Origin of the sequence: Leisingera sp. XS_AS12 (assembly GCF_041224635.1) — a bacterium.
Taxonomy (GTDB): Bacteria; Pseudomonadota; Alphaproteobacteria; order Rhodobacterales; family Rhodobacteraceae; genus Leisingera.
In genome coordinates, this window is the sequence record NZ_JBGFGM010000085.1 from 1 (window position 1) to 22,346 (window position 22,346).

The following is a 22,346-nucleotide window of genomic DNA, read 5'->3' on the forward strand; positions in this document are numbered from 1 at the left end:
CGGTTCGTCCGGCTCCGCCGCTGGCAACACCAGCTTCCCCTGCTTCGCCAGCCGGCGCCAAGCCGACAGCTGGTTTGGTAAGACACCATACCGCGCCGCCACGCCATTCACAGTCGCGCCCGGTTCGAGCGTATCCGCCACGGCCTGGGCCTTGGCTTCATCCGGCCACCGCCGGTGACCCGACGCGTAGATTTCGACACCCAACGATTTGAGAAACGAATTTGTAGCGCACATTGCGAAACGCACTCCCCACTGTGAGATGTGCAAGATCTCGCAGCACGGGATAGGCGCTACAACGTGGGGTCGGGACACCGTTTACGGTCTTCACGCGTTGAATGATTCCGCGAGTATGCCGTGCAGCTCATCGGTTTCCTGTCTCCCGATGGTCACCACTCGAAACACGGTCATGCTGTTGCCAGTGGTGCGTTTTTGCAGCCCTTTCCCGAAAGGTCTTTTTGAACACCATCCCTCGACCATACAGCCTGAATAGTCCCAATGAGCTTAGTGGCACTTCTTCTGGCCGATGCGTGCTAGCATGAACTCCAAGGGAGCGTCTCCAAAACCTGGATTAGGAAACTCAATGCCTGAGAAGAGTTGACCCAACGTACGCTTTGTTCAGCGTGCCCTGTGCGGGCGGCGGCTCGACAGGTAAATCGCGCATTCAACGCCTGCAATCGCCAGCATTGATAGCCCCACCAGCGGAAAGAAGATTCCTAGGGCAACGGCGACTAGTAGCAGAGTCCGCGGAATGCTCCAATCAGCTGGCACCTGAGGCAGGCCAAGTGTGCCGACAGGACGACGTTTCCACCACATTGCCACACCTGAGATGCATAATATGATCATCGCCACGCAGGCCGCCAGCAGGACTATCTGGTTAACGAGACCAAATTCCTGCCCCATGTGAACACTTATCCCCCATTCCGACCAACGCCCCAGCGCCCCGAGATCGGCCAGACCAGCGTCATATAGAACCTCGCCTGAGTACTGATCCAGATGGATTACCCGTTCGAAGTTGATGTCGTCGGGATAGACGGACGCAGTGAATACTCCAGTCGGACCGGCGGGTAGGCTTACGGTATAGCCCGGGGCGAGGCCCATTGCCTCCACCGTGGTTGCCACGGCATCAAGTGTCCTGGCTAAGCCCGTCTCGGCGCCCGATAGCGGAAGCGGTTGATTTTGCATAATCCAGGGTGCGTGATCGACAGCATCCGACACAGGCTTTGATGAGACAGGCAAATCCGACCAGTAGCCATCAGGTATGCCAAGCCCGAAGGAATAAGCATAGTCGTAAAACTTTTCGCCCCAAACCGATGACCAGGGCAATCCGGTCATGGCCATGAAAACAATAACGGTACCGGCATAGAGTCCGGTCACCGCGTGCATGTCGCGCCACCATGGTCGGCCCTGCGTTGCCTTCATCGAGAAGGTGCCGACCTTTCGGCCGCGCGGCCACCACAGGTAAATTCCCGTAATCACCAGTACCACCATCCAGCCCGCCGCGGCCTCGATTACCCGGTTACCGAACCAGCCAACATATTCCAATGAATGAAGCTTGCGCACCACATACATTGCAGGGCTGCCGGCGGGTCCTCCATCCCAAAGGCTTCCCAGCACGGCGCCGCTGTAGGGGTCCACGTAGACCGTGTCTTTCAATCCATCTACACCAAGTATATCTACCTCGGCGCTGCGGTCCTTGGCTGAGGGTGCGGTGTAGGCCTTCACCTCGCCAGGGTGGGAGGCGATCGCAGCCTTGGTGATCTGCGAAGGCGTCAGTGTAATAGAGTCGGCCGGCTCTACAAACCGTAGATTCCTATGGGCGGTGTCGTTGATTTCATCCTTGAATAGGTAAATGGCGCCAGTTACGGCCAAAAGTAGGATGAAGGGAAGAACCACAAGGCCGGCAATGAAATGCCAGCGCCAGATTGCGCGGTAGAGCGCAGAGTTGCTCCTGCCTTGGATGTCATTTGTCATGTTCCGTTTCCATTTATAGTCTTGGAAGGGGATACTCAGAGCATTCCGGAACAGCTCTGAGCTAAAATCCTCTCTTGGACACATCGCTAAGTGTTGGATGCCATCTAAGAAGAGTGTGACAACGTTCCGAACAACTGAGGATCAAGGCTTGCCGAGACAAAGCTCTCTCCTGCAGTAAGAACGCTTACCGCATCATGGCTGTGCAGGCTTTCCTGGTGGCTTGCAATGATACGAAAATCTCCAATCCTTGGATCATTTTGAAACTGTTCGCAGAAGAGCCGCGCCGCATCCTCAACGAAAATCGGATTAGCGGCGTTGAGCTCGGCGAAAGCTTGTTCGTCTTCACGCTTAACCATGGCCTGGGTTTCAGTCGGCACGGCAATGCGGGCCTTGTCGATTAGATCCTCAATCCACAGGCGCTCGCTGCCGACCACTTCGACAGATAGCCTGGCAACTGAGCGTTGCGAATGCGGTGTCGCCAATTGTCCGCGGACCCGCCGCGCATGCTCACTCAGTCCCAATGAACATGGACATGTCGAGGAATAGACATAGTCGAGATGCACAAATCTTTGACGGCTTGCTTGCAATTCTGCCAATTCCATGGCGATCTCATAATATTGGTAAGCTTCCAGCCCGGATCTTAAAGACGGCATTTTGAGCGGATAGGAGAACCGAAGCTGCAGCCTCGCGTCCCCGGTCTCGAGGTCACATAGATAGTCGTCCAGCACTGCGCCCATTGTGTCAAAGTCGAAGAGCCTATCTGCATGTTGGTAGAAACTGCGCATGATGCGGGACATATTGATGCCCTTTTTGCAGGCCTCCAGACTGACGGTTCCGCTTACCGAAACCGGCAAGGTCACCTCGGACTTGTCTCGGCACTTGAAACGCAGCGGCAGGCGAAAATTGGAAATGCCCACATGCTGCAGCTTGCGGCGCGCACCACTAATTAAAGTGGCTGGGCCGTTCTGTAGATCAGGCATTGATGCGAGATAGGTCGCATCCGGGCGAAATTTCTTTGGGTAATCTCGGTCGAGCAAAGGATATTCCTGTCCTTCGGCTTTGATGTCGACCACTTCGCCTGAGTCCTCATAGAACATAGGCGAAACACAATGAACTGCTACCATTTCAAAGGACCTCGCAAGCCTTTGATGCGTCAATGCCGCTTCCGATCATTTGGCCGCAACTTGTTCCACCAAAAATGGATATCACCTCGGGCCCGTCCAAGTGCTCCTTTTCCAACTCGGCCCACAACGGGGTCTGTCCGCAGGAATGCCGGGGTTCCATACTATGAAGCACTGCTTGCAGCCCCTCGTTCCAGCCAGCACGGTTTGCAATTTTTCTGACACCCTCTGAGTTCGCGAGTGCCAGTTTGCATCGGTTATTGCGAGCGGCCGACATATGCACTTGTCGCACGGTCAATTCCAAATTCCTTCTTGCTGCTTCATCAGGTGAGCTTCGTTGACACCTAGCCATTAGGTGCAGAAATGAGCAAAAGGTTCCCCAAAATCGCCCCTGTGTCTGATTTGAAGTGTCTTTGCAGTCATTCTGGAGAACCATGGCGTCTCCCAGGATCTGAATTCATAGCCGGTGAATGAGTAAGGCTGAAGGGGTAATGGCTGACAGGAAGACCCTTGGCACCGGCCGTGGAATGCGTATTTGCTGACCCGTCCGGCGGTGCTAAACAGGCTGTGCGGTCAGGCTTGGTTGATGCAAAATGGCGCACAATTTTCTGTTCATGCCGCCGTTGGCCGACCGATCTGTCGTCCGCGCCCTTATTCTCGAAAGGCCTTCATGTAAGTGGCGTCGATCCTCTATGCTGCGACCGAAGGCCAGCCCATCTATCTTTCGAGCGAGTGAAGTTTTTCTCGCCAGCGCTTCCACAGTCAATGAAGGCGGCTCTGCGGACCGTATCCAGCATGCCTCCCCAGCCTGCCCAAGCCGTTTTGGTCTCCAAATTTAATCCCGGTCAAGACGCGCCGATCATCGACGCGATACTTGGCCAATGCATCTGGCCGAAAACTGAATCGGTTTTCACGTGTGCCCTCCTGCCCACCCCTTCCACATAAGCCTTGCACCGGTCGTCAATATAGGCAGGGAGTCTTTCGGGATTTGACCAAGTTGTTCAAAAAGGGAAAGATAATCTGTGCTAGAGTGCCATTCTACAATTTTCTGGTTCTTCACTTTCGCGATCAGCTGCCCCCGGATCAGCAGGGGAAGCTCAGATCCTGTGGAAGTCGCTTCAATAATGGTTGTCGCAGCAACCCAATCCCCTCCATCTATTTTTATATTTATTGATACCGTTGGATTAACCTCAAAAAGAGACATGAGGACGTCCGCAGCTTCAATAAACTCACTCTTTGAATCAGCCAAGTCGCCAATGGCCCCTCCGAATCTTGCATCTGGAGAAAAGTACCTGGGCAAAGCTTTTCTATTGTTATTCTCGAACACATCTTTGTAAAATGCGCGCACAATGTCGGACGCCTTATTTTGATCGCTAAGCGGCATCTGTATGATCGTATGCTTTTTGACGTCACTTTCTTTCATTTTCCAGCCCTTTGATTGTTACCTAGCGGCCGCCGCAGGTGAATACATAAAGAAAGCAATCGTGAAGAAGGCGCTGAACAGAAACGGCAATATTTAAAATTGATCCTTTCCATACTAATTTCGGCCGCTACTATTTCTTGCCTCTAGACAAGCCTCAAGGTGTGGCGCTTGTTGCGGGCTTCGAATGATAATCCAAATAAGAACTGCATTTCATTAACAGCACCCTCGGAGTCTCCTATATTATTTTCTTTTCCCGCAAGCTAAAAATGACCCTATCAGCCATTCTCGCGCATCTCTGCCCGTCAAACGGAAAGATTGCTTCAAATCCGCCCGAGACGCTGTTTTCTAAGGCTGAGCGCAGACGGCGTCGCGCTCTAAACAACCTCGTCTTGACGGTTACCTTATTGAGATCGAGCTCATCTGATATTTCAGATATAGTCATGCCCTCCACTTCTCGCAGGAGGAATGGTAGGCGCAACTCCGTTGGCAGGCGGGCTACGGAGTTCTCCAGAAGTCCACGGAGCTGCGCCCTGCCGAGAGATGCTTCCGGCAGTTCGGACTGGTTCGGAAAAAGCTCCAATACTTGCGGGGTATTGGTTTCGCTCACGGTATTGTACTCCTCAGCAGATCGATCACGACGGCAATGGCTGCGCGCAGCGTTTATTGCGATGCGGGTGACCCAAGTGGAAAACCGAGACTGACCGCGGAAACTTTTAATCTTTGAGAATGCAGCCAGATAGGTTTCCTGCACAATTTCTTCAGCTTCGGCATCTGAAGATACTATCCCCCGGGCAACCCGGAACAGTCTTGGGTTCAGCCGTCGAACAAGTTCTCTTATAGCATGCTCACTGCCGTTACCTGCAGCCAGAACAAGTTCGCTTTCTGGAGTAGCTGAACCTACGGCTTCTTTTGTATACTGGTGGTCTCGGAGCGTCATTGTGTTCCCTCCACGTGTACATTCCCCAGATTGAGGATGGTCTCTACTTTTGGAAAGGCGGCTAGCACCTCTGCCGAAATGTCACTTGCGTCGTCTGCTGCTCCAGACCACTTAGCGTCATTCGGTGTACCGACGACAATACGCCCCACCATAGCCGCCATTTCATGCGGGATGCAGTAGTAGTCATAGACGCCTGGCACATCGAGAGTTACATCGAAACTATCCCCTGGAAGCAAGAAATCGCTGTCCCAAGGTTGAGCTAATGCAGGAATACGCTTCTCCCTCCCGAAAAGGTCCGGATGATACGCCGTGGCGGTATGGCTGTTGCCGGGGTCCTTGTTGATAAAGCGAACCGTTGTGCCCGGGGAAACTGACAATCCGATTGGATCGAACCATATTTTCTCACCGCGTGCCGTTCCACGCATCTCTACCGTTTCGACTGGCTTGGCCAGCAAAAGGCCGGGTGACCCGAGGGCGGCAACCATGCCGCCTCCGAGCCAAAGGACATTGCGTCTTTTGAAAGTCATTTTGCCAGCCGCTCCTTGGCTCCGTCATCATGAAAGAGAGCAATATGCGCGTGCGGCTTTTCGACACCGGGGTGGCCGGCGTTGTAGTAGATGTCGACTGCTTTCACCGCTTCGGAACCTAGGCCAAGATTGTCGAAAGAGGTGCCGTTCTGGAGATCCTCCAACGGGGTCATGTAAATAGTTGCGGACAACTTTCCATCATGGTCATAGGCCAGGAATGGGCCCGCGGGCAGCGTTTGAGGGTTCACGAACAATGTTCCCATCCCAGGGAGAAACTCAGGCAAGGGCAGAACGTCGCTCACTTGCACATAAGGATCTCCAGGAGGGGATTGGTGCAGCGCTGTTGCGTCTTCGGCATACGAAGCAGTGCCCAGGGCAACCATCAAAGTTGAGATCGTCAGCGTGGTCCTAAACATGGGTAGTCCTTTTCTTAGTAATGAGTGGCGCCTTTTTGGACACCTGCCCCTTAGATGCAGGTCAGCCCAAAAGGTTCCCACGATTTTTACATTTTGATTTTGGACTCATTTGGTCGGACCGTTTGGACTTCGATGGGCAATGTGCCCTAGTCAGCCCCGGGAGCGTGTCAACGGCGGCGCAAAATCCGGCCACGGAGCAGAGAAAAAGTCGGCAAGTCTGGGAATGACCGCTGTGTACTCAGGTCGTGAAGTCCCACCACTTGAAGGAGGGGGCTTCCCGTATCGACGTGACCGCAGTACCCGCAAGTGCGCTATGTATTCCGCAGATCCACCTCGACGAGGCGGCCCCCGGCCCAGGACAGTTTGTAGGAAACCTAGTGGCGCCTCTCGCTGAGCCTTTGTCGAGGATCGATCGGATTAAACCGGACTTGGCTGCAACATTGCGCTCAGGGTCCTCGACGGTTCCGCGAGCTTAGGCCGTCATGGCCTTTACTCGCGTGCTTTGGCGCGGGGCCTTCTAGTCACCGTCCTACTGTGTCGTCTCCTGCGGTGGTGCGCCGCTCGATGTCATCAAAGAGTATGTCGAGAACCAGAACATGCCCGATCGCGACCTCCACGGCGCCGCCAAGTGCGAGGCGCAGGGAAAAGAAAAAACGAGGGGATAAGAAAGGGCCTTGCCCCCTCCCTAAACGAAGGGGGTTGCGGCTAGTATTGCTCAGAAAATCAATAAACCTATTGTCGAAGGGCGCTGAAAACATCCAGCCTGTTCACTCCCTTGCATCGGTCCTTGCACAAGTCGAGTTCTCTTCACAATTCAAAGGGCATGTTACGGATTATCCGCCGCCTCTGACAAAGTCAGCAATGGAACCAGATCCGCTTTGTTTCTGATCAGGTCGGCGACAGTGCTGCGGTCGAGGATGCTTAGAAACGCATTGACTGCTTCGGCAAAGACCCCTCGGAGCCCGCATTGAGGCTGGATCACGCATTCTGCGCAATTGGCAACTTCCAAGCTTTCTTCCATGATCCGGACGACTTGCCCGACATTGATTTCGCTGGCTGCCTGTCCAAGCTTGATGCCGCCGTAGCGGCCGCGAACGCTCGTGACGTAGCCTTGCCGGACCAACTCGCTGACGATCTTCATCAAAGAGCTGTGCGGCAGACGGTAGATGCGGCTCAATGTCTCAATCGAGTGCAGTTCTTCGGGTTTGGACGCCAGAAAAATTAGAATTCTCAACGCGTAATCTGTTGTGAGGTTCAACTTCATGCGGGGCTCCGATCACGCCTTTAATATTCATATGGGTTGCATCTTTCAATCCTGCAATCATACATGCAACTAGTCTGAATGATTCAGGCGGTGAAACTCATGATGCAGACCGCAGGTCTGCCAACCGACATATCAGGAGCGTGCAATGGCACAGCCACTCAGCCAAACCACCATCGACACCGTAAAGGCGACTGTTCCGGCGCTGGCGCTGCATGGGCGCGGGATTGTAGCGGAGATGTATAACAGGCTGCTGGCCGATCCCGAAATCCGCACGCTATTCAACCAGTCCCACCAGAACGGTGACTCCCCGCAGCACGCAGCATTGACCAACGCAATCCTGGCCTACGCCCAGAACATTGAAAACCTCCCGGTGATGGCCGCAGCGGTGGAGCGTATTGCAAACAAGCATGTGGGCCTGCAAATCGAACCCCGCCATTATGACCATGTCGCCAGCGCCCTGCTGGGCGCCATCGAAGCGGTTCTCAAGGAAGCTGCAACCGGGGAGGTGATCCGCGCCTGGGGCGAAGCATATTGGTTCCTGGCCAATATCCTGATTGGCCGAGAAGAACAGCTTTACCAGGACACCGCCGCGGCCGAGGGCGGTTGGCGCGGCTGGCGGGAATTCCGGATCGACAGGCGGACCCAGGAGAGTGCTGACGTGATGTCATTCATCCTGAAACCCGTCGACGGTAAGCCCGTGCTGAAGCACAAGCCGGGGCAATATCTGTCTTTCGATTTTGAGGTGCCCGGAGCAGGCAAGCTGCGCCGCAATTATTCGATTTCCTCGGGGCCATCGAACGAGTTCTACCGGATCACGGTCAAGCATCAGAAAGGCGGCCTAGCCAGCACCTGGCTGCATGAGCAGGCAGTCGAAGGCACTATGGTCAATGTTGCTGCACCGGCTGGAGAGTTTTTCCTGAAAAGCGGCCAGGAGGCTGAGGTTGTCCTGTTGTCGGCCGGTGTCGGGCTGACGCCGATGATTTCAATGCTTGAGGTTCTGGCCGCAAACAATCGATCTGCGACCTACCTGCATGCCACGCAAAACAGCAGGCATCACGTCCTGCCTGATATCGCACAATCCCTGTCCCGCCGGTGTGTCACATTTTTTGAGGATCCCAGTTCCGAAGACCGGGTAGAAGCGAACTTCGATGTGGAAGGCCGCATCACTCCGGAGTGGCTGGCCCGAAACACCAATACAGATCAGGCTGATTACTACATATGCGGTCCAAAGGGATTCATGGTGATGGCTGTGAACGGCTTAAGGGCGGCCGGCGTCGACGAGAACCGTATCTTCTACGAGTTTTTCGGGCCAGCACAGGAACTGGACGCCGCGTAGCAGCAATAGACCAGCACAAGAAGAACGGCCTTCCCGGCCGGGAAAACCGTATCGGGTGGACCACACGATCGTCGATAGCCTTGTGACACGAAGCCAACCGCACCTGCATCGCGGTTGGCCGTGACCAAGGTGGCGAATGGCTATCAGAAGTTCAATAAACAGCTCAATCCATATGGTGGCGCTTCAGACTTGCTGCAAGCTGCCTGAGTGACTGCATTCCCCTCTGCAATGCAGCAATGGTTTCGCAGCGACGCAGCAGGTTTGCGTGCTGCCTGCGCGCGCAGAACAAACTTGGCGCTTCCGCAATGGGCTCTGTCGGGGCATTCGCCGCAATCCGCAAGAACGGCCGGTCCGAGGTCCGGCCGTTCTTGCGAGAGTTTCACGCTTGAAGGAGGCAGCGAGAGTTTGCGCTGATCCTCAGAGGCAAGTCGCCTTGTTTCCCGGGCTGGTTTCATGACTGCGCTTGACCTTAGTGAAGAAGAGTTGTTCTGCTTCCCTGGCAGTGCGCAAAGTTTTTTCAGTGAATGGCCCCCTCGCAAACGCAGCGCCGCGGCCGCATGTTCAACTTTCGCCGCCCTCCTCGTCATGGGTCAAGCGCTGCTGCCTTTTCACTTTGTCGAGGATGCCGTCCGTCATATCGGGATCCAAGGCCGCATAGATGTCCAGCATGTTTGCTGCGTGCTGAATTTTCCATCCCATATGCGCGGCCAGTTCCCCGATACTGCAACCGGCCCGGACGAGCCTAGTCACCGCAGTGCCCCGGGCATCATATAGCCTCAGTTCCCTACGGATCCCCAGTTTGTCACGCCACTGAGAGATATTCCGCCCCATGACGTTCGTTGCCTGAATTGGCTCTCCGCGTGCGCCCACGATGATGTGCTCCTGATCGGTTGGGAGTTCGTCGATCAGCGCTTGCAGCCTAGGGGTTACCGGAACGGTAGCGTAGCTGGTCCTACCGCTTTTTCTGGTGAGGATCATCGCACGGGCGTTGCCGTTTCTCTGGTGCTCGATATCCGATTTTTTAAACGCCTGAAGGTCTCCGGGCCGGAAGCCAGTCTCCACCGCCGCGATCAGGATCCGGCCGACATAGGCGGGAGCTTTCTCGACGAAATAATCGATTTCCTCCTGTGTCCAGATGATGTGCGCGTGGCTACGCCGCTTTCGCTTTTTCACCTTCAAGAGGTGATGGTTCTGCAAGAGCCCGCGGTCATAGGCAAAGGAAACGATCCGCTGGATCGTCGCCATCATGTTGTTGCCCACCCCGTCCGAGTTCTTATCGCGCCAGCGCATGACCTCCCGCCGGATCCGGGCGCTTTCGAACGCCATGATTGGCGCAGCGCCGAATTCGGCCTCGATCCCGCCACTGCGGGAAATGTTGTGCAAGTGATCTCGGCGGGTCCGCGGCGCAAGGCGGGTGAATTCGGAGGAGCCGGTGAACTCGTTGATGATTTCCTGAAAACGCCCCCGGACATCGCGCTTGGCCTGGCAGGCCCTTTGCCAGGCTTCGATGTATTCGATTCCATCGCGCCGGCAGGTACTTTCATGACTCCAGAACAACGGACCACCACGCCAAGCATAGTGGTATTCTGCGTAGGAGCCATCTGCCAGCGTCTTTCGTACGCGGTGGACACCTTTGCAGGGGCTCATGCGGAACTGAGGTTTACGCTTAGGTGCGGGCATCGAACCAAGCCTCCGCGTCAGTTTGGTGAATGGCGTCGGCGGACGCTTCCGGACGGGTCTGCACACGGATGGTGCCACCCTCGATGGTGAAAGCGTAAATAGTCAAGCCGGCGGCGTGCGCATTGCGCAAAGCCTGCTTCAGCTGTGCATCGGTCACCCTGGCCGCACGGGGCGCGGCCGATTTGGCAGCGGATTGCTGGGCCCGCGAAACGGACTTGAGTTCATGGATGGTGCTCATTGGCAACTCCTGATTTTCTTGACGAAAACCTGGCGGGTCGCAATGCGAGCTATCAGGGAGCAGGGAAGCTCTACGGGCTGATCAGCTCGGCCGCGCCCCGCCAGGACGGCGGACAGCGGCCACACGTATCAGGGCACCGGAACAGGGCTCTTCACAGCATGCACGGAAATAGCGGTTCATGATATCGCCCTTGTTGCATCGCGGGAGAATCGCGCGATGGCGGTTTGATTGGCCGTCTTGCGACGGATGTGCAAATCAAATGCCGTAAGGGCAGAAGTGAAAATAAGGGGGGCTCGACGCGCATTCAAGCTCCGCAGCAAAAAAGTTCCGCAAATCTGCTATGAATACCCCGTCACCGTTTCCGGCCAGGACCGGCCGCGGGGGAAGAAAATGCTCACCTGACTCAGCTGGAAATGGTCGGCGCAGACTGCAGGTAAGCCAACCATGCCTCTAAATCGGATTGCTCGTGTGAGGCTGTGCGATTGAGGTACTCGTGGGCGCGCCTGAAGTCCAGGACTTGAATGTCAAACTCCAGGTCGCGCATCGCCTTGTATGAGGCATTGGCCTTGTAGGGCGCGCCGATGTTCTGAGGGTTGTAGAACACCCAACCGGTTCCGCCGCCCTTAGCAATCTGCCGTGCCTCCTCCAGAATAGCGATGTGAGCGTCCAATAGGCCGAATTCGACGACCGCCCCGCCCTCGGCCTGCATCTTCGGGAAACGCCACAGCCTGGCCTGCAAATCGATCTGTTCCCACCGTGCCAGGCGGCATTCCTGCGGCGCCCGCAGCGTCAGGAGGTTGAACCGGATCAGCCGCAGCAAACTTGGCCGCCGCGGACTGGCTTCGAGCACCTGAAGAAGGGATGGCAGTTCCGCCAGAACTCGTGCCTTCCTCTTGTCGCCCTCCGCGGTTGTGCGTTTCGGTGCTGGCAGAACACGGGTTTCCGGGTGATCGGCCGGGTTGTCCTTTCTAAAGCCGTCCCGGACCGCTTCGTCCAGGATTTCGATCAGACGGGTCCGGGCAGCCTTTGCCACGTTCGGATTTACCTTCCGCACTTTCTCAAGCGCATCCCGGATTTCGGCGGAGGTTAGGTCCGCAACAGGCCGCCGTCCGATAATCGGATGGATATGGTTGCGCATCAAGCCGTACTCCTCTCGCGCTGCCTTCGCCCCTTTTTCTTCCGCCTTCCGCCGGCGGAAGCGGTTCAGCACGAAGCGCGCCAGCGTCTGCGGCCTCGCCTCCTGAGATCCTCTCGATACGGCAGGCGCCGCGAGAGGGTGTTCCCCCGCCCGAGCCAGCAGCCGGTTTTTCGCAGCAATGCGCCGCGCGGCGGCAGGGGTGATCCGGTATGCGGACCCCAATCCGATATCGCGCCGCCGGCCACCTATGGTGAGACGCTGGACCCAGCGTTTCGCCCCTCCTGCGCTCACCACAAGAATCAGCCCGTCTCTGTCGTAATACTTCCCCGGCGTGGCGACGTTTCTAACAAAGGCAAGGCTCAGCTTCTTCGGCCGGTCCGGAGATTTCACGCGCCTCCCTCCGCACCCCACATTTTTATCCCACGAAAATGCCCCACGCGGCCGTCCCACACCTGGGCGCCAGAATGGGACCGGAATAAGGTCGATCGATTGGGCAACCTGCAGGCAGAATACTTATTATTATGGCTCTTTCCGGCGAACAGAGAAAATTCTGCCGAGCAACTCGGGCGCTGTGCATGGGGTGAAAATGGCATTGAAATATGGGTGTACTTTCCGAGTGTTCTCTTGGTACGATTGCCTAGTTTACAGAGCGCCCGCTAAGTCATTGATCTGTGACTGCGAATTTCAGGTCGGTTTACAGAATTATGGCGCATTTTCAACGTGGTGTCATGCGTTAGAAGAATTGCGCAATCCGCGTAACCATACGCATTGCGTTCACCGCCGGCCAGGCGGCTTAGAGGTATTACGACCGCGGCTTCGACGTGCGTGCCCGGTTCACCGCCGGGTAGGCGGCTTAGAAGGGATGCTGGACGAGATCGCCACTGACGGCGCCGTTCACCGCCGGGCAGGTGGCTTAGAAGTTTGCACCGGGTCTCGGTACACGCCGGCAGTCGTTCACCGCCGGGTAGGCGGCTTAGAAGCACATGCAGCTTGTTCGCATCGAGCCGCGGGTGTTCACCGCCGGGTAGGCTGCTTAGAAACGCGCATCACTGCACGAACTCCTGCGCGCCCAGTTCACCGCCGGCAGGCGGCATTCAGGCTTTCTTCCGATATTCATATCCGTTTTGCCCTGTTCCCTCCCGGGGGTCCGGAGTAATATAGAAACCCGACCCATTCGGCCACGGAGCGTGTCGACCGCCGGGTAGGCGGCTTAGAAGGCAAACCGGTGATGCACGTCACTGTCAGTCACGTTCACCGCCGGGTAGGCGGCTTAGAAGCCGGGAGGGGCGCATTGTCGCCATCACCTGAAGTTCACCGCCGGGCAGGCGGCCAGCAAGAACATGGGCGGTACCGGATCACCGAGTTAATAAAGTGCGCATTCCGAAAATCGTTATAAGCGAGTATGACAAACTGCAGGTGGATTATAAGATCTTCCTGTACTCATGAAGACCACAACATTTTTACAGAGAAACTTCAGATGACTACAGGCATTTACGCCATCGTAAATCGTACAACCGGTGATAGATATGTCGGCCAATCGGTAAACATCGAAAAACGATGGGCCGAGCATCGTCGCGCCCTTACGTCGGGCCGGGCTTCTTCGCCAGCTCTACAGGAAGCCTGGAACAGTTATGGCGAGGCGACTTTTGACTTCCGCATCCTCGAGCGGTGCGAACCTGAGGATCTCGACCAGCGCGAGCAGAGCCACATGCTCAAGGGGTCCTCGCTCAATCGTGTGACGCAATATGTTGAGCCGCTGGCGATCGAGCGGGAACTGGGGATTGATCCGAATGAACTGGAGGTCGACTTAAACCAAATGCTCGAGGATCTCTTGTCGGAAGATGCGGAGGCCGCCATCAGCTCACCGGATGAGCTTTGGCAGACGCTGGAGGAAATGCTAAGGCTAAACACCAAGATCGCAGCTCTTCTCGAGGCCGCCGAACCTTATGTTCTGAATTCCGAACTGCATGATGATCGTTTGATTGAAACCCTCTGGGAGAAAACAGCCGACGGAGTTCATGGCGTCTCTGGAGCTATTCCAGAAATTCTCAGGCGAATGGATCAGCTGAAGGTTTGATTGGCTCAACCAGGCGCGATCTTTGGTATGATCACCACCAGATGGGCAAGGTAGAATACCAGCCTTACTAACTCTGGCCGCGGGGGCATTCCGTCCGCTGGTAGGCGGCTTAGAAGTCCGGCCAGTGCGTGGCCACTAGGCGCTCTCGGTTCACCGCCGGAGAGGCGGCTTGAACTCAAGAGATCAATATCACCGGATTATGATTGGAAAAGCGAAATGCGGTCCGCATTACAAACAAAAAGCAGCACTCGTTAACGCGGACCGCAGCCCCAGACGTGCCGAGGCATCTTAATGGTAGCGTGGCGGCAGCCAGGTCCACGTTTTTTCAGGCACGGTTACAAGACATCCCCTCAATCGGCTTACGAAAGCCTGCGGAGCCACGATCGTGGATCAGCACCAACTTTGGCGCTGTCCGCCCCGGTACGGTCTGGCCAAGCCCTCATTGATTAACAGGTCACCGGCATCCCGGCCGTCGATCAGAAGCCTTCCCAGCCCTCTTCCGTAGCGATCCGTGCCTCGCTCCGTTTCAAGCCTCACAGAGTCCGCCCGGTCAATCAGCTGACGCAAGCGGCGTGTGGCCCTGTCGCCAAGCGCCTTTTCCGAGCTGCATTCTGAGAAATGGGTTTCCGGGGTGTCATAACCGGTCAGCCTGTACTTCCGGCCGGCATACTCGATCGTGTCTCCGTCAACCACACGGATCTGAGAGGCGAGCATCGCCATGCGGACCGGGTCCGGCCGGTCCGGTGGGGGCGCGATCGCCTGCCCCGCAAGAAGCCAGCCGGCCAGCAGAAGGGCGCCCGGACCCAGCAGAATTACAAAACGGCGTTTCGCCGATCGCCTAAAGGAGGTGTTTCTTCGCTTATGTGCTAGTCGCCTAAATTCAGCCATGAGTGACATTTCAATGATTTTTGGGATGCATGTTAGTTGAAATGTTTGGCTCTGCAACCTCCCAGCCTGCGCCAGGTTTCTGATGGGGAAGCATCCCCATCGGCGGCTGACAACGGGGCATTCTGGCACTAGAAATCAAACGCGATCGAGAGGTTCAAAACCGCTTCCGTATCCGTGTCCGGCGGCAGGGTGGTCAGCCGGATCTCAACTGGCGAAATGCGATAAGACGCGGTTAGTACCGCCATCGGGATAAACCCGCCGATACTGGGCAGGCCGTAGCGGTCTTTCAGGCTGCCAGACAGTTCATCGTAGTAGGCAATGCCGGCGCTCGCCCCGACGCGGATCTCACCACGCCCAGCTCGGGCCAGGCGGGTCGAAACGCCTGCCAGCAGGAGCGGGGAGATCTCGTCATAGCTATTGTAGAAAACGCCGCCCTCGACATGGTACTCGCCGCCATCCCAGCGCGCATCCCACCGCTTGCCAAGCGTCAGGCCAGGGTTGAAGTCATTGAGACTGTCATTGCCGAAATGCTGAGAGCCGATGATCATACCGAAGTAACGAGCTTCGCCGCATTTCGCGGATCCCGCGGCAATTATCGCGGCGACGGTGATCGTTAGCAGCATCTCTGTTTGCATCTGGAAATTATAGACCTGATCTGTTGCGTTGAACTTAACGTTGGCGAAACTCGAGCTTCGATCAATGTGTGGCTGATCAAGCCGTGCGCACTGTTGCGTGGGCGGTACTGCACCAATAGAAACGTCCGATAGCAAGGATCAGGACAGTTATCATGAAAACCTCTTCAATCATTATGGTCGCGACTTCTTTTCTCAGTTTTGCCGGTTGCACAGAGCTCTCCTCAATGGACCCCGATGCCCAGGTCGTCTCAGTCTCAGGAAGAGAATTTGCCGTGGGCCGACTGGCCGGCCAACGCAACGCGTTCTATGGCCGACCAAACAACGTGGATGCCGCAACGCTTTGGTACGGTGACATGTCGATCTTCCCGCAAAATGTTAAGGCGATCGAGAAGGCAACAGGATGTCGAGTGATCCCTGAGAGCATTGTAAACTCAGGGATCAAGACCGATGCAGCTGTAAACTGCAGCCACTGATAACAACCCCCGGGCAGGGAGAGGGTCACCTCTCCCGCTTGAGCGTCAGCTTGGGCACCGGCCGCCCTTTCTCTCGCTCCCGCACGACGTGCTTCAGCTTGGCCGTGTTCATCAGAACCGGCTTCAGTTCCGGATCTGCGCTATCGTAATGCATGGTCCAGCGCCCGGACAGGCGCGGGAGAAGCCCTGCCGGAATAGCCTCCCAGTTCGAGGCATCGGTATTGGTCTTGTCACCGTCCAGGCATTTCAAAACGTAGCCCTCCGGCACCGGGCCGTTCTCGCGCTCCCAGTTCACCCGGTGTTTGGCAACAAACCGCTGCGCGGACCCGGTGTATGGGTTCGTTTCAGCGACGCAGACCTCGATGTAGCCATCATCGCGCACCCGCTCATCCCCGATGCTGGCTTTGTTGTGCGGGGTCTGCCCCTTCTTGAACCGGGTCCGTGCGCTGTTGGGATTGAACGGCATCTTCTTGCCTTTGTTGTCCGGGATCCGGCCAGGGTTGTAACGGCCATCGCGTCCGGTCATCCACCGCTTGCGCTTGCACAGACCCCGCAGCGTATCATAGCTGATCTCAGGCCGGTTGAACTTCGCTACGAATTGGGCGTGCAGCTCTCGACGGGGCATGGAAGCATTTGCCTTAATCCAGGCCAGCTCCTCGTCAGTCCAGTTCCAAGGGGTGCCTTTCATTGACCGCCCTCCTCATCTGGCGTGATGTTTTTGACCTCTTTAGGGCCCACAGAACCGATCTGAGGCAAATGCGGAAGGATGCGGTCTCCATGACTGGCATAGAGCCGGGCGGCCTGGATCTTCATGTCCGCGATGTTGACGATCTGGTCGGAGACATCGACGATCGCACGGGCGCGCTTGCTCTCAGCCTCAATGGCCTCCTGTGACAGCCCTTCTTCGGAAAGCCGTTCGAGCTGCGCGAACAGGTGGTCGTTCAAATCCTGAAGCTTGTTTTTCATGAGGGGAACCTCGTTTGATTTTCGATTTCGACAATCAAACCGGCATCCCGGCCGGGCCTGCGCAATGCATCAGGGCACCGCTCGCTTCTCCTCAGAGATTACCGCATCGCGAAAGAATGGCAATAGTTATTCGCAAATATTCTCAGCTGCAGAATTTCTTGTAATCCGCAATCAGCGCTTCCGTGTCATCGTATTCGTAAAGCGAACCCTGCCACAGCAGCATGCCGCGCTGGCAGTATTTCTGGATGGTGGAGATGGTGTGGGAGATCATGATCACCCGCGAGGTCTCAAGCCGGGCCGATAGCGCCTCGGCGCATTTCTTTTTGAAACGGGCGTCACCAACCGCCGTGATCTCATCAATGAGATAGGTGTCAAAGCGGATCGCCAGCGACAGGCCGAACGCGAGGCGCTGGCGCATGCCGGTGGAATACGTCGAAACGGGCAGGGCGATGCTCTTGCCGATCTCGGCAAAGGCTTCTGCCTCCTGCAAGACGCGCCGCGGATCCTGGCCGTAGATGCGGGCCACGAAGGCCACGTTTTCCCGGCCCGTCATCGTCCCGTTGAAGCCGCCGTAAAAGCCAAGCGGCCAGGAGACGATCTCATCGCGGTCGATCCGGCCGGAGCTGGGCATGTCAGCCCCTGAAATCAGGCGCATCAGGGTCGACTTGCCAGCGCCGTTCGGCCCCATGATCGCATAGTTCTGCCCGTCCTCGAAAACCGCATTGACCCGGTCCAGCACCTGCTTGCGGCCGACCTTGGTGTCGTAATGGCGGGAGAGGTTGGAAAACCGGATCATTTGCGGATCTTCCTTGTGCTGCGTTCGATCATAAAGGCTAGCGCAATGGCGGTCATGCAGAACGCCGCGCAGTAGGCCGGGCTGAAGATTTCGCTGTGGTAATGGGGCCAGAAACCCATGCGCACCAGCTCCACAGCATGCAGGATCGGGTTCCACTCCAGGATTCTGAGGGCCTCAGGCGGGAGGGCAGAGGGGACATAGAAGGTGCCGGACAGGAAAAAGAGCGGCCGTCCCCAAACCTTCTCCACATGCTGCCAGGAGGTCGTGAACCGGTAGATCACCGCATTGATCATGCCGATAGCCAGGCCGATCATCCCGACGATCATGAAGCCGCCGATGACCAGTTCAGGGCGCCGGGGGGCTTCGCCGTAGCCGGTGGCGATGAGCGCCGTGTGAAAGCCAGCCCAGACCAGAACATAGACGGAGCTGACCAGCAAATAGCGCGCAAAGACCGTATCCAGCGCCTGAACCGGCGGATACGCAAAGAGGGAAGTGTTCGAGCTGAACGCCCGCATGAGGCTGACGGACAGCTTCTGGAAATACTCCAGGCACAAAACGCTGGTGGCAAAAAACAGCGCCAGGGAGTCTCCGAAGGGGGCATGCCGGCCGATCATCACGAAAACCACGATCAGAAAGGTCAGCGTCACGGCAGGCTGCAGCGCGGCCCAGAGATACCCCCAATGGGAGGTTCCGAACGCCATCCGCGACTCCCGCAGCAGCAGGGCCCAGATGACCTGGCGGTTGATGCGCAGTTCCCGGCGGGTGATCATTGGCGGTGATCCCGGATCATCTGGATGATGAAGCGGCCGATCGCCCAAAGCAGGATCGATGCGATCAGCGTCAGAACCACATTGATGATCCGGCGCGGGTATTCGGCCTGATCCGCGGCGTAGGGGCGCGAGAAGATGGCCAGATAGCGCTGCTGGTGCTCGGCATCCCGCCGGGCGCTTTCCATCGCATCCAGCATGCTGACATAGCGCGTCTTGGCAATCTCCACCGACAGCCGCAGCTCGTCGAAATCGCTCATGACCTCTGCCGTGATAGCGGTTCCGCCATCCTGGCTGCCGATCTCTTCCCGCAGCGCATCGCGGCGCCGGGTGAGCGCATCGATCCGCTTGCGCAGGACCTCAGCATTCGGGCCAGGCTTCGCAACATTCTGCTGCAGCACGTCCAGAGCCACCTTTTCTTCGGCAATCTGCTTGTTGAGCTCGTAAATCAGAAGATCATCCCGCTCGGCACTGCTGTCGGGGTTGGCGATGTTGTTGGCCACCCGGAAGTGCTTGAGACGCTGCTGGGCGTTGCGCAGCTCATTCTCCGCCTCCTGCAGATCCTGAAGCGCATAGGCGTAGGAGGTTTCCCGGGCCTGATGGGACAGGCGGTTCACCAGGCTGGAAATCTCAGACATCACGAAGTCCGCCACATCGCGTGCATCGGTGGCCGAGTACGCCTGGATCTCAAGCGTCAGGATGCCGGACGTGTTGTCATAGGTGCTGAAGGTGCGCCGGTTCCAATAGTCAATCTTGTCCTCAAATCGTGCCCACGGCTGCAGCCGCTGCACCAGGTCTGCGCGATCCGGGCCAAAGAGCTTCTCCAGCCCGAAGTTTTCATCGACGAGGCGCACAAGGTCGGCCGATTCAATAAAGCGGCGCACGATGTAGGAATCCGACTTGGTGGAACCCGATGACACCGACCCCGTGATCGTGTCCAGCATGTCTCCGCCGGACTGTCCGCTGGAGGCGCTGCGCACAACAAAGCTCGCATGCGCAGAGAAACGCTCCGTTGCCAGGATGTTGTAGACAGCTGACAGCAGGACAGGCAGCGCAACAACGATCAGAAAGGACCAGGCCGCGGCGCTTGGCCTCAAACGGCGCCGCGCCTTTTCGCGCGCAGCCGGATCAGCCGCGCGGACTTTGCCGCCGGGGATCGGTTTTTCGCATTCTGCCTGCGCGGGGCCGCTTTCCTTTTGGGCGTCGAGCACCGGTGCGCCTCCTTCAATGTCTCTTGGTCTAAGTCACTTTCGGACAGGATCGCCATGGTTGGCGCGCAGGCCAATGCACGGATAGCTTCAGAAAATCGGCTGTCTTCACTGCCGGCGTCTGCCCCGAATGCATATTCTCGCATTTCTTTTCTCGGGTCCGCAAGGCGGTCCGGACCGATTGCGTCAAAAATTTTCGCATCCAGATTTGAGAGGTCAGGATCAACCTGCCCGGCTGCCGCAAGGGAAGGATAGCGCAGCTCGTCCAGCTCAAAGCCCTCGGGCAGGAACAGGATCTGTGGCCGGTCCGTAAAGAGGAAGTCGATAACGGTCGAGGAGATGTCAGTGAGCAGGACATCCGCCATCTCATAGGCCTCGAAAGCTGTGAGATCCTGGGCCGCAAACTCACCGCCGAATTTGCGCAACGCTGCACGGACATCCTTTTCGATGCGCGGCCAGCTGGGGTGCTTGAAGCTGAGCGGGTGCGGTTTGAAAATGAGGGTGACCCCCGGGGCGCATTCGCCGAAACGCTCAATGATCTCTGCTGCCCGCTCCAGCGAGGAGAATTTCGTATCCTCATATTGGCCGAGCCAAGTGGGCATATAGACCGCGGTCTTTACCGGGCCGCGCTTGCCCCTCTGCATCAGCGCGGATTGGGGGCGGCCGACATGGACGAATTTCGACGGCGGGATGAACACGCCGTTCCTGGCATAGCGGTCCTCGCCCATTTGTCCGGAGACAAACACCTGATCGAAGTTGCGGGTCAGCGGCGAATAGGAGGGCGGCTTGTCGGAGTCGCCATGCAGCATCTGAACATGAACCAGATCCTCGCGCTCCTCGAGCATTTCCCGATTCTTCTGCGCATTGTTGGCATAGAGGATGGCTCTTACGCCGGGCGCAACCGCCCAGCGGAGCGCGGAGCGGTCCGCGGCATGCACCGATTTGGCGCGGCCGGTTTTGCGGAACCAGTCATGATGCCGCTTCTCCCGGCAAATGACGTACCAGGAGACGCCGGATGCATCGAGGGCATCAATCCACATGTCGACGTGGGTCGGCGTTTCCAGCCCCGCATCCGAGAAATGGAAGGCAATCGAGGGCGCATCCAGACCGGCAACCGCATCCTGAAGATCCTGAACCGAGGCCGGGATCCGGGTCGGTCCGGATGTCACCGTCAGCGCAATGATCGCAGGCACCGTTGTACAGAGGGCTGCCATCGCGGCCAGAGGCACGGATTGAACGAACCAAGCCGCACCGGCCGCTGAGGCGCACACCAAGGCAAGAGCCCAGGGCAAAGCAGCTGCGATGCGCCGCGCCCGCGGGTCGGGGATGCACAACGTTGAGACCGGGATCCGGCGCTGAAAGAGAAGAGGGCTCACAACACTCGAAACGAGCGTCACGGCGGCAAGAATAATGATCAGCATGGCTGAACCTTCCGGTAGACGGCGGCTTGGTGCGGTTCGATCAGATCCAGGCCGCTTTCGCGGGCCTTCATCTGCTGCAGGGGGTTTGGCCGTGCCGTGCAGGCGATGGCATCATACATGGCCAGGTAGCCGGGCAGGCCGCGAACGGAGGCGGGCAGGAACTTCAGGTGGAGAATATGGCTGACCCATCCGAAGCGAACCACATGACCTGCACGCTGGGTGTTTGCGGTGTAATGCATCCGCTCCAGCGAGGGCAGCACGAACGCATCCAGATCCGCAAGTGTACGCACCAGATAGGTCTTGAGCTTGGCATCATTGGCACGCTTGTACGAAGAGATGTCCCTCGCCAGGACCACAACGGGCCGCCCTAGCTTTTTGAGTTTTGCCGCGGTGGACTGGATGTCCTTGATGGAGCCGCCAGCGTAGTGAATGGCATCCTTGATGCGCGCGGTGGCGCAGTACCTCAGGAAGTCATCCATATGGCGGCTGAAAGCCGCCTCCAAACCGCTTCGCAGGGCATGATGCGACAGCAGCAGGAGCATCAGGCTGATGGCCGCAAGCACGCCCGCCGAAGGCAAGAGCCAAAGCGGGGAGGGCCCGCCGGACGCCAGCCACGCCGGGCTGACAGCCACGATCGCTGCATTGGCCACGATGAGCAGTGAATTCAGCTTGCGCAGCGTGTTGAGCGGCATTTCGTCATCGCGGCGCGCGTAGGGCTGCTTCCGCATCCGGGCGCGGAGGGTGAACATGCTTTGGGCGGCGGCCCGCAGACCCCAGGTAAGCGATGCGGTGGCGGCAATGGCGGCCAGCGCGGCTGCCGGGCGCGCGAATGCGAAGGGGAACAGGGGCGCGGCCACCGCCAGTGCGCGCAGCGTTTCAAACAGCAGGAGGGTCGGGCCGGACAAGGTTTTCGACCCAAGGATGAGCTTGCGCGGCAGAAGCCCCCATAGGGCAATACCCCCTGCAAGCGCCCACCCGGCGCCGGGCAAGAGGAGGCTGACAAGGTCGCCTTTCTCAGGAACGGGCGCAACAACGGAGGTCATGAAGGCCCCGTAAACTACGGC

At 57.5% G+C, this 22,346-nt stretch carries 23 protein-coding genes; 3 read left to right on the top strand and 20 right to left on the bottom strand.

Translation table 11 applies throughout. From position 1 onward, the window contains the following. The 8 genes from AB9K35_RS07475 to AB9K35_RS07510 all read right to left on the bottom strand — a co-directional run. On the bottom strand, nucleotides 1-234 hold a 234-nt coding region (locus AB9K35_RS07475), incomplete at its 3' end, for a transposase (protein WP_369925118.1). A gap of 381 nt (nucleotides 235-615) precedes the next feature. Next, nucleotides 616-1,971 carry a PepSY-associated TM helix domain-containing protein gene (locus tag AB9K35_RS07480; RefSeq protein WP_369925119.1) on the bottom strand — a complete coding sequence of 452 codons (1,356 nt, stop codon included), beginning with the start codon at nucleotides 1,969-1,971 and terminating at the stop codon, nucleotides 616-618. Between the two features lie 104 nt (nucleotides 1,972-2,075). Continuing rightward, nucleotides 2,076-3,128, bottom strand: coding sequence for a GTP cyclohydrolase FolE2 (gene folE2 / locus AB9K35_RS07485; RefSeq protein WP_369925120.1), 1,053 nt, complete (start codon nucleotides 3,126-3,128; stop codon nucleotides 2,076-2,078). Between the two features lie 874 nt (nucleotides 3,129-4,002). Beyond that, nucleotides 4,003-4,515 carry an ester cyclase gene (locus AB9K35_RS07490; RefSeq protein WP_369925121.1) on the bottom strand — a complete coding sequence of 171 codons (513 nt, stop codon included), beginning with the start codon at nucleotides 4,513-4,515 and terminating at the stop codon, nucleotides 4,003-4,005. A gap of 235 nt (nucleotides 4,516-4,750) precedes the next feature. Then, entirely contained in the window at nucleotides 4,751-5,452 is a 702-nt protein-coding gene (locus AB9K35_RS07495; protein ID WP_369925122.1) for an RNA polymerase sigma factor, read from the bottom strand. Next, nucleotides 5,449-5,979, bottom strand: coding sequence for a plastocyanin/azurin family copper-binding protein (locus tag AB9K35_RS07500; protein WP_369925123.1), 531 nt, complete (start codon nucleotides 5,977-5,979; stop codon nucleotides 5,449-5,451). The genes AB9K35_RS07495 and AB9K35_RS07500 overlap by 4 nt, the downstream gene beginning before the upstream one ends. Beyond that, nucleotides 5,976-6,395: a hypothetical protein gene (locus AB9K35_RS07505; RefSeq protein ID WP_369925124.1), complete on the bottom strand. Its 420-nt coding sequence runs from the start codon at nucleotides 6,393-6,395 to the stop codon at nucleotides 5,976-5,978. The genes AB9K35_RS07500 and AB9K35_RS07505 overlap by 4 nt, the downstream gene beginning before the upstream one ends. A gap of 826 nt (nucleotides 6,396-7,221) precedes the next feature. Beyond that, nucleotides 7,222-7,659: an Rrf2 family transcriptional regulator gene (locus AB9K35_RS07510; protein WP_369925125.1), complete on the bottom strand. Its 438-nt coding sequence runs from the start codon at nucleotides 7,657-7,659 to the stop codon at nucleotides 7,222-7,224. Between the two features lie 145 nt (nucleotides 7,660-7,804). Here AB9K35_RS07510 and hmpA point away from each other — a divergent pair, with 145 nt between their 5' ends. Then, a complete protein-coding gene (hmpA, locus tag AB9K35_RS07515) occupies nucleotides 7,805-8,995 on the top strand; it encodes an NO-inducible flavohemoprotein (protein WP_369925126.1) in 1,191 nt (396 codons plus the stop codon). 561 nt (nucleotides 8,996-9,556) lie between these two features. Here hmpA and AB9K35_RS07520 read toward each other — a convergent pair. The 3 genes from AB9K35_RS07520 to AB9K35_RS07530 form a co-directional block, all read right to left on the bottom strand. Continuing rightward, nucleotides 9,557-10,675 carry a tyrosine-type recombinase/integrase gene (locus AB9K35_RS07520; RefSeq protein ID WP_084299399.1) on the bottom strand — a complete coding sequence of 373 codons (1,119 nt, stop codon included), beginning with the start codon at nucleotides 10,673-10,675 and terminating at the stop codon, nucleotides 9,557-9,559. Continuing rightward, the gene (locus tag AB9K35_RS07525) at nucleotides 10,662-10,913 is read right to left on the bottom strand and encodes a hypothetical protein (RefSeq protein WP_027234174.1); all 252 of its coding nucleotides are present in this window, start codon (nucleotides 10,911-10,913) and stop codon (nucleotides 10,662-10,664) included. The genes AB9K35_RS07520 and AB9K35_RS07525 overlap by 14 nt, the downstream gene beginning before the upstream one ends. A 403-nt stretch (nucleotides 10,914-11,316) precedes the next feature. Then, nucleotides 11,317-12,441, bottom strand: a complete 1,125-nt coding sequence (locus tag AB9K35_RS07530; protein ID WP_369925127.1) for a tyrosine-type recombinase/integrase — start codon at nucleotides 12,439-12,441, stop codon at nucleotides 11,317-11,319. 1,087 nt (nucleotides 12,442-13,528) lie between these two features. Between AB9K35_RS07530 and AB9K35_RS07535 the strand changes: the two genes are divergently transcribed. Next, nucleotides 13,529-14,128 carry a GIY-YIG nuclease family protein gene (locus AB9K35_RS07535; protein ID WP_369925128.1) on the top strand — a complete coding sequence of 200 codons (600 nt, stop codon included), beginning with the start codon at nucleotides 13,529-13,531 and terminating at the stop codon, nucleotides 14,126-14,128. 390 nt (nucleotides 14,129-14,518) lie between these two features. Here AB9K35_RS07535 and AB9K35_RS07540 read toward each other — a convergent pair whose 3' ends face one another. Both AB9K35_RS07540 and AB9K35_RS07545 read right to left on the bottom strand, forming a co-directional pair. Then, nucleotides 14,519-14,848 carry a thermonuclease family protein gene (locus tag AB9K35_RS07540; RefSeq protein ID WP_369925129.1) on the bottom strand — a complete coding sequence of 110 codons (330 nt, stop codon included), beginning with the start codon at nucleotides 14,846-14,848 and terminating at the stop codon, nucleotides 14,519-14,521. A gap of 296 nt (nucleotides 14,849-15,144) precedes the next feature. After that, nucleotides 15,145-15,639, bottom strand: a complete 495-nt coding sequence (locus AB9K35_RS07545) for a hypothetical protein (protein ID WP_369925130.1) — start codon at nucleotides 15,637-15,639, stop codon at nucleotides 15,145-15,147. Between the two features lie 164 nt (nucleotides 15,640-15,803). Between AB9K35_RS07545 and AB9K35_RS07550 the strand changes: the two genes are divergently transcribed. Next, the gene (locus AB9K35_RS07550) at nucleotides 15,804-16,124 is read left to right on the top strand and encodes a hypothetical protein (RefSeq protein ID WP_369925131.1); all 321 of its coding nucleotides are present in this window, start codon (nucleotides 15,804-15,806) and stop codon (nucleotides 16,122-16,124) included. Between the two features lie 25 nt (nucleotides 16,125-16,149). On the opposite strand, the gene AB9K35_RS07555 is transcribed toward AB9K35_RS07550, so the two are convergent. The 7 genes from AB9K35_RS07555 to AB9K35_RS07585 form a co-directional block, all read right to left on the bottom strand. Beyond that, complete coding sequence (locus AB9K35_RS07555; protein WP_369925132.1) at nucleotides 16,150-16,812, bottom strand: HNH endonuclease signature motif containing protein; 663 nt, start codon at nucleotides 16,810-16,812, stop codon at nucleotides 16,150-16,152. After that, nucleotides 16,809-17,090: a hypothetical protein gene (locus AB9K35_RS07560; RefSeq protein WP_369925133.1), complete on the bottom strand. Its 282-nt coding sequence runs from the start codon at nucleotides 17,088-17,090 to the stop codon at nucleotides 16,809-16,811. The genes AB9K35_RS07555 and AB9K35_RS07560 overlap by 4 nt, the downstream gene beginning before the upstream one ends. A gap of 142 nt (nucleotides 17,091-17,232) precedes the next feature. Further along, nucleotides 17,233-17,886 (bottom strand): ABC transporter ATP-binding protein, encoded by a 654-nt coding sequence (locus AB9K35_RS07565; RefSeq protein WP_027234166.1) that lies wholly within the window; start codon nucleotides 17,884-17,886, stop codon nucleotides 17,233-17,235. Then, nucleotides 17,883-18,656, bottom strand: coding sequence for an ABC transporter permease (locus tag AB9K35_RS07570; protein WP_369925134.1), 774 nt, complete (start codon nucleotides 18,654-18,656; stop codon nucleotides 17,883-17,885). The genes AB9K35_RS07565 and AB9K35_RS07570 overlap by 4 nt, the downstream gene beginning before the upstream one ends. Next, on the bottom strand, nucleotides 18,653-19,750 hold the full coding sequence (locus tag AB9K35_RS07575; protein ID WP_369925135.1) for a capsule biosynthesis protein: 1,098 nt from the start codon (nucleotides 19,748-19,750) through the stop codon (nucleotides 18,653-18,655). The genes AB9K35_RS07570 and AB9K35_RS07575 overlap by 4 nt, the downstream gene beginning before the upstream one ends. Next, nucleotides 19,747-21,282, bottom strand: a complete 1,536-nt coding sequence (locus AB9K35_RS07580; RefSeq protein WP_369925137.1) for a CDP-glycerol glycerophosphotransferase family protein — start codon at nucleotides 21,280-21,282, stop codon at nucleotides 19,747-19,749. Before AB9K35_RS07580 ends, AB9K35_RS07575 begins: the two co-directional genes overlap by 4 nt. Further along, entirely contained in the window at nucleotides 21,276-22,325 is a 1,050-nt protein-coding gene (locus AB9K35_RS07585) for a hypothetical protein (RefSeq protein ID WP_369925138.1), read from the bottom strand. Before AB9K35_RS07585 ends, AB9K35_RS07580 begins: the two co-directional genes overlap by 7 nt. Nucleotides 22,326-22,346 lie beyond the last annotated feature (21 nt).

Bases quoted from the DNA above. Each gene is read 5' to 3' on its own strand.
- AB9K35_RS07560 (WP_369925133.1), bottom strand. From the start codon at position 17,090: ATGAAAAACAAGCTTCAGGATTTGAACGACCACCTGTTCGCGCAGCTC.
- AB9K35_RS07490 (WP_369925121.1), bottom strand. From the start codon at position 4,515: ATGAAAGAAAGTGACGTCAAAAAGCATACGATCATACAGATGCCGCTT.
- AB9K35_RS07525 (WP_027234174.1), bottom strand. From the start codon at position 10,913: ATGAGCACCATCCATGAACTCAAGTCCGTTTCGCGGGCCCAGCAATCC.
- AB9K35_RS07535 (WP_369925128.1), top strand. From the start codon at position 13,529: ATGACTACAGGCATTTACGCCATCGTAAATCGTACAACCGGTGATAGA.
- hmpA (WP_369925126.1), top strand. From the start codon at position 7,805: ATGGCACAGCCACTCAGCCAAACCACCATCGACACCGTAAAGGCGACT.
- AB9K35_RS07550 (WP_369925131.1), top strand. From the start codon at position 15,804: ATGAAAACCTCTTCAATCATTATGGTCGCGACTTCTTTTCTCAGTTTT.
- AB9K35_RS07520 (WP_084299399.1), bottom strand. From the start codon at position 10,675: ATGCCCGCACCTAAGCGTAAACCTCAGTTCCGCATGAGCCCCTGCAAA.
- AB9K35_RS07540 (WP_369925129.1), bottom strand. From the start codon at position 14,848: ATGGCGATGCTCGCCTCTCAGATCCGTGTGGTTGACGGAGACACGATC.
- AB9K35_RS07555 (WP_369925132.1), bottom strand. From the start codon at position 16,812: ATGAAAGGCACCCCTTGGAACTGGACTGACGAGGAGCTGGCCTGGATT.
- AB9K35_RS07500 (WP_369925123.1), bottom strand. From the start codon at position 5,979: ATGACTTTCAAAAGACGCAATGTCCTTTGGCTCGGAGGCGGCATGGTT.
- AB9K35_RS07585 (WP_369925138.1), bottom strand. From the start codon at position 22,325: ATGACCTCCGTTGTTGCGCCCGTTCCTGAGAAAGGCGACCTTGTCAGC.
- AB9K35_RS07510 (WP_369925125.1), bottom strand. From the start codon at position 7,659: ATGAAGTTGAACCTCACAACAGATTACGCGTTGAGAATTCTAATTTTT.
- AB9K35_RS07495 (WP_369925122.1), bottom strand. From the start codon at position 5,452: ATGACGCTCCGAGACCACCAGTATACAAAAGAAGCCGTAGGTTCAGCT.
- AB9K35_RS07565 (WP_027234166.1), bottom strand. From the start codon at position 17,886: ATGATCCGGTTTTCCAACCTCTCCCGCCATTACGACACCAAGGTCGGC.
- AB9K35_RS07580 (WP_369925137.1), bottom strand. From the start codon at position 21,282: ATGCTGATCATTATTCTTGCCGCCGTGACGCTCGTTTCGAGTGTTGTG.
- AB9K35_RS07545 (WP_369925130.1), bottom strand. From the start codon at position 15,639: ATGCTGCTAACGATCACCGTCGCCGCGATAATTGCCGCGGGATCCGCG.
- AB9K35_RS07570 (WP_369925134.1), bottom strand. From the start codon at position 18,656: ATGATCACCCGCCGGGAACTGCGCATCAACCGCCAGGTCATCTGGGCC.
- AB9K35_RS07480 (WP_369925119.1), bottom strand. From the start codon at position 1,971: ATGACAAATGACATCCAAGGCAGGAGCAACTCTGCGCTCTACCGCGCA.
- AB9K35_RS07505 (WP_369925124.1), bottom strand. From the start codon at position 6,395: ATGTTTAGGACCACGCTGACGATCTCAACTTTGATGGTTGCCCTGGGC.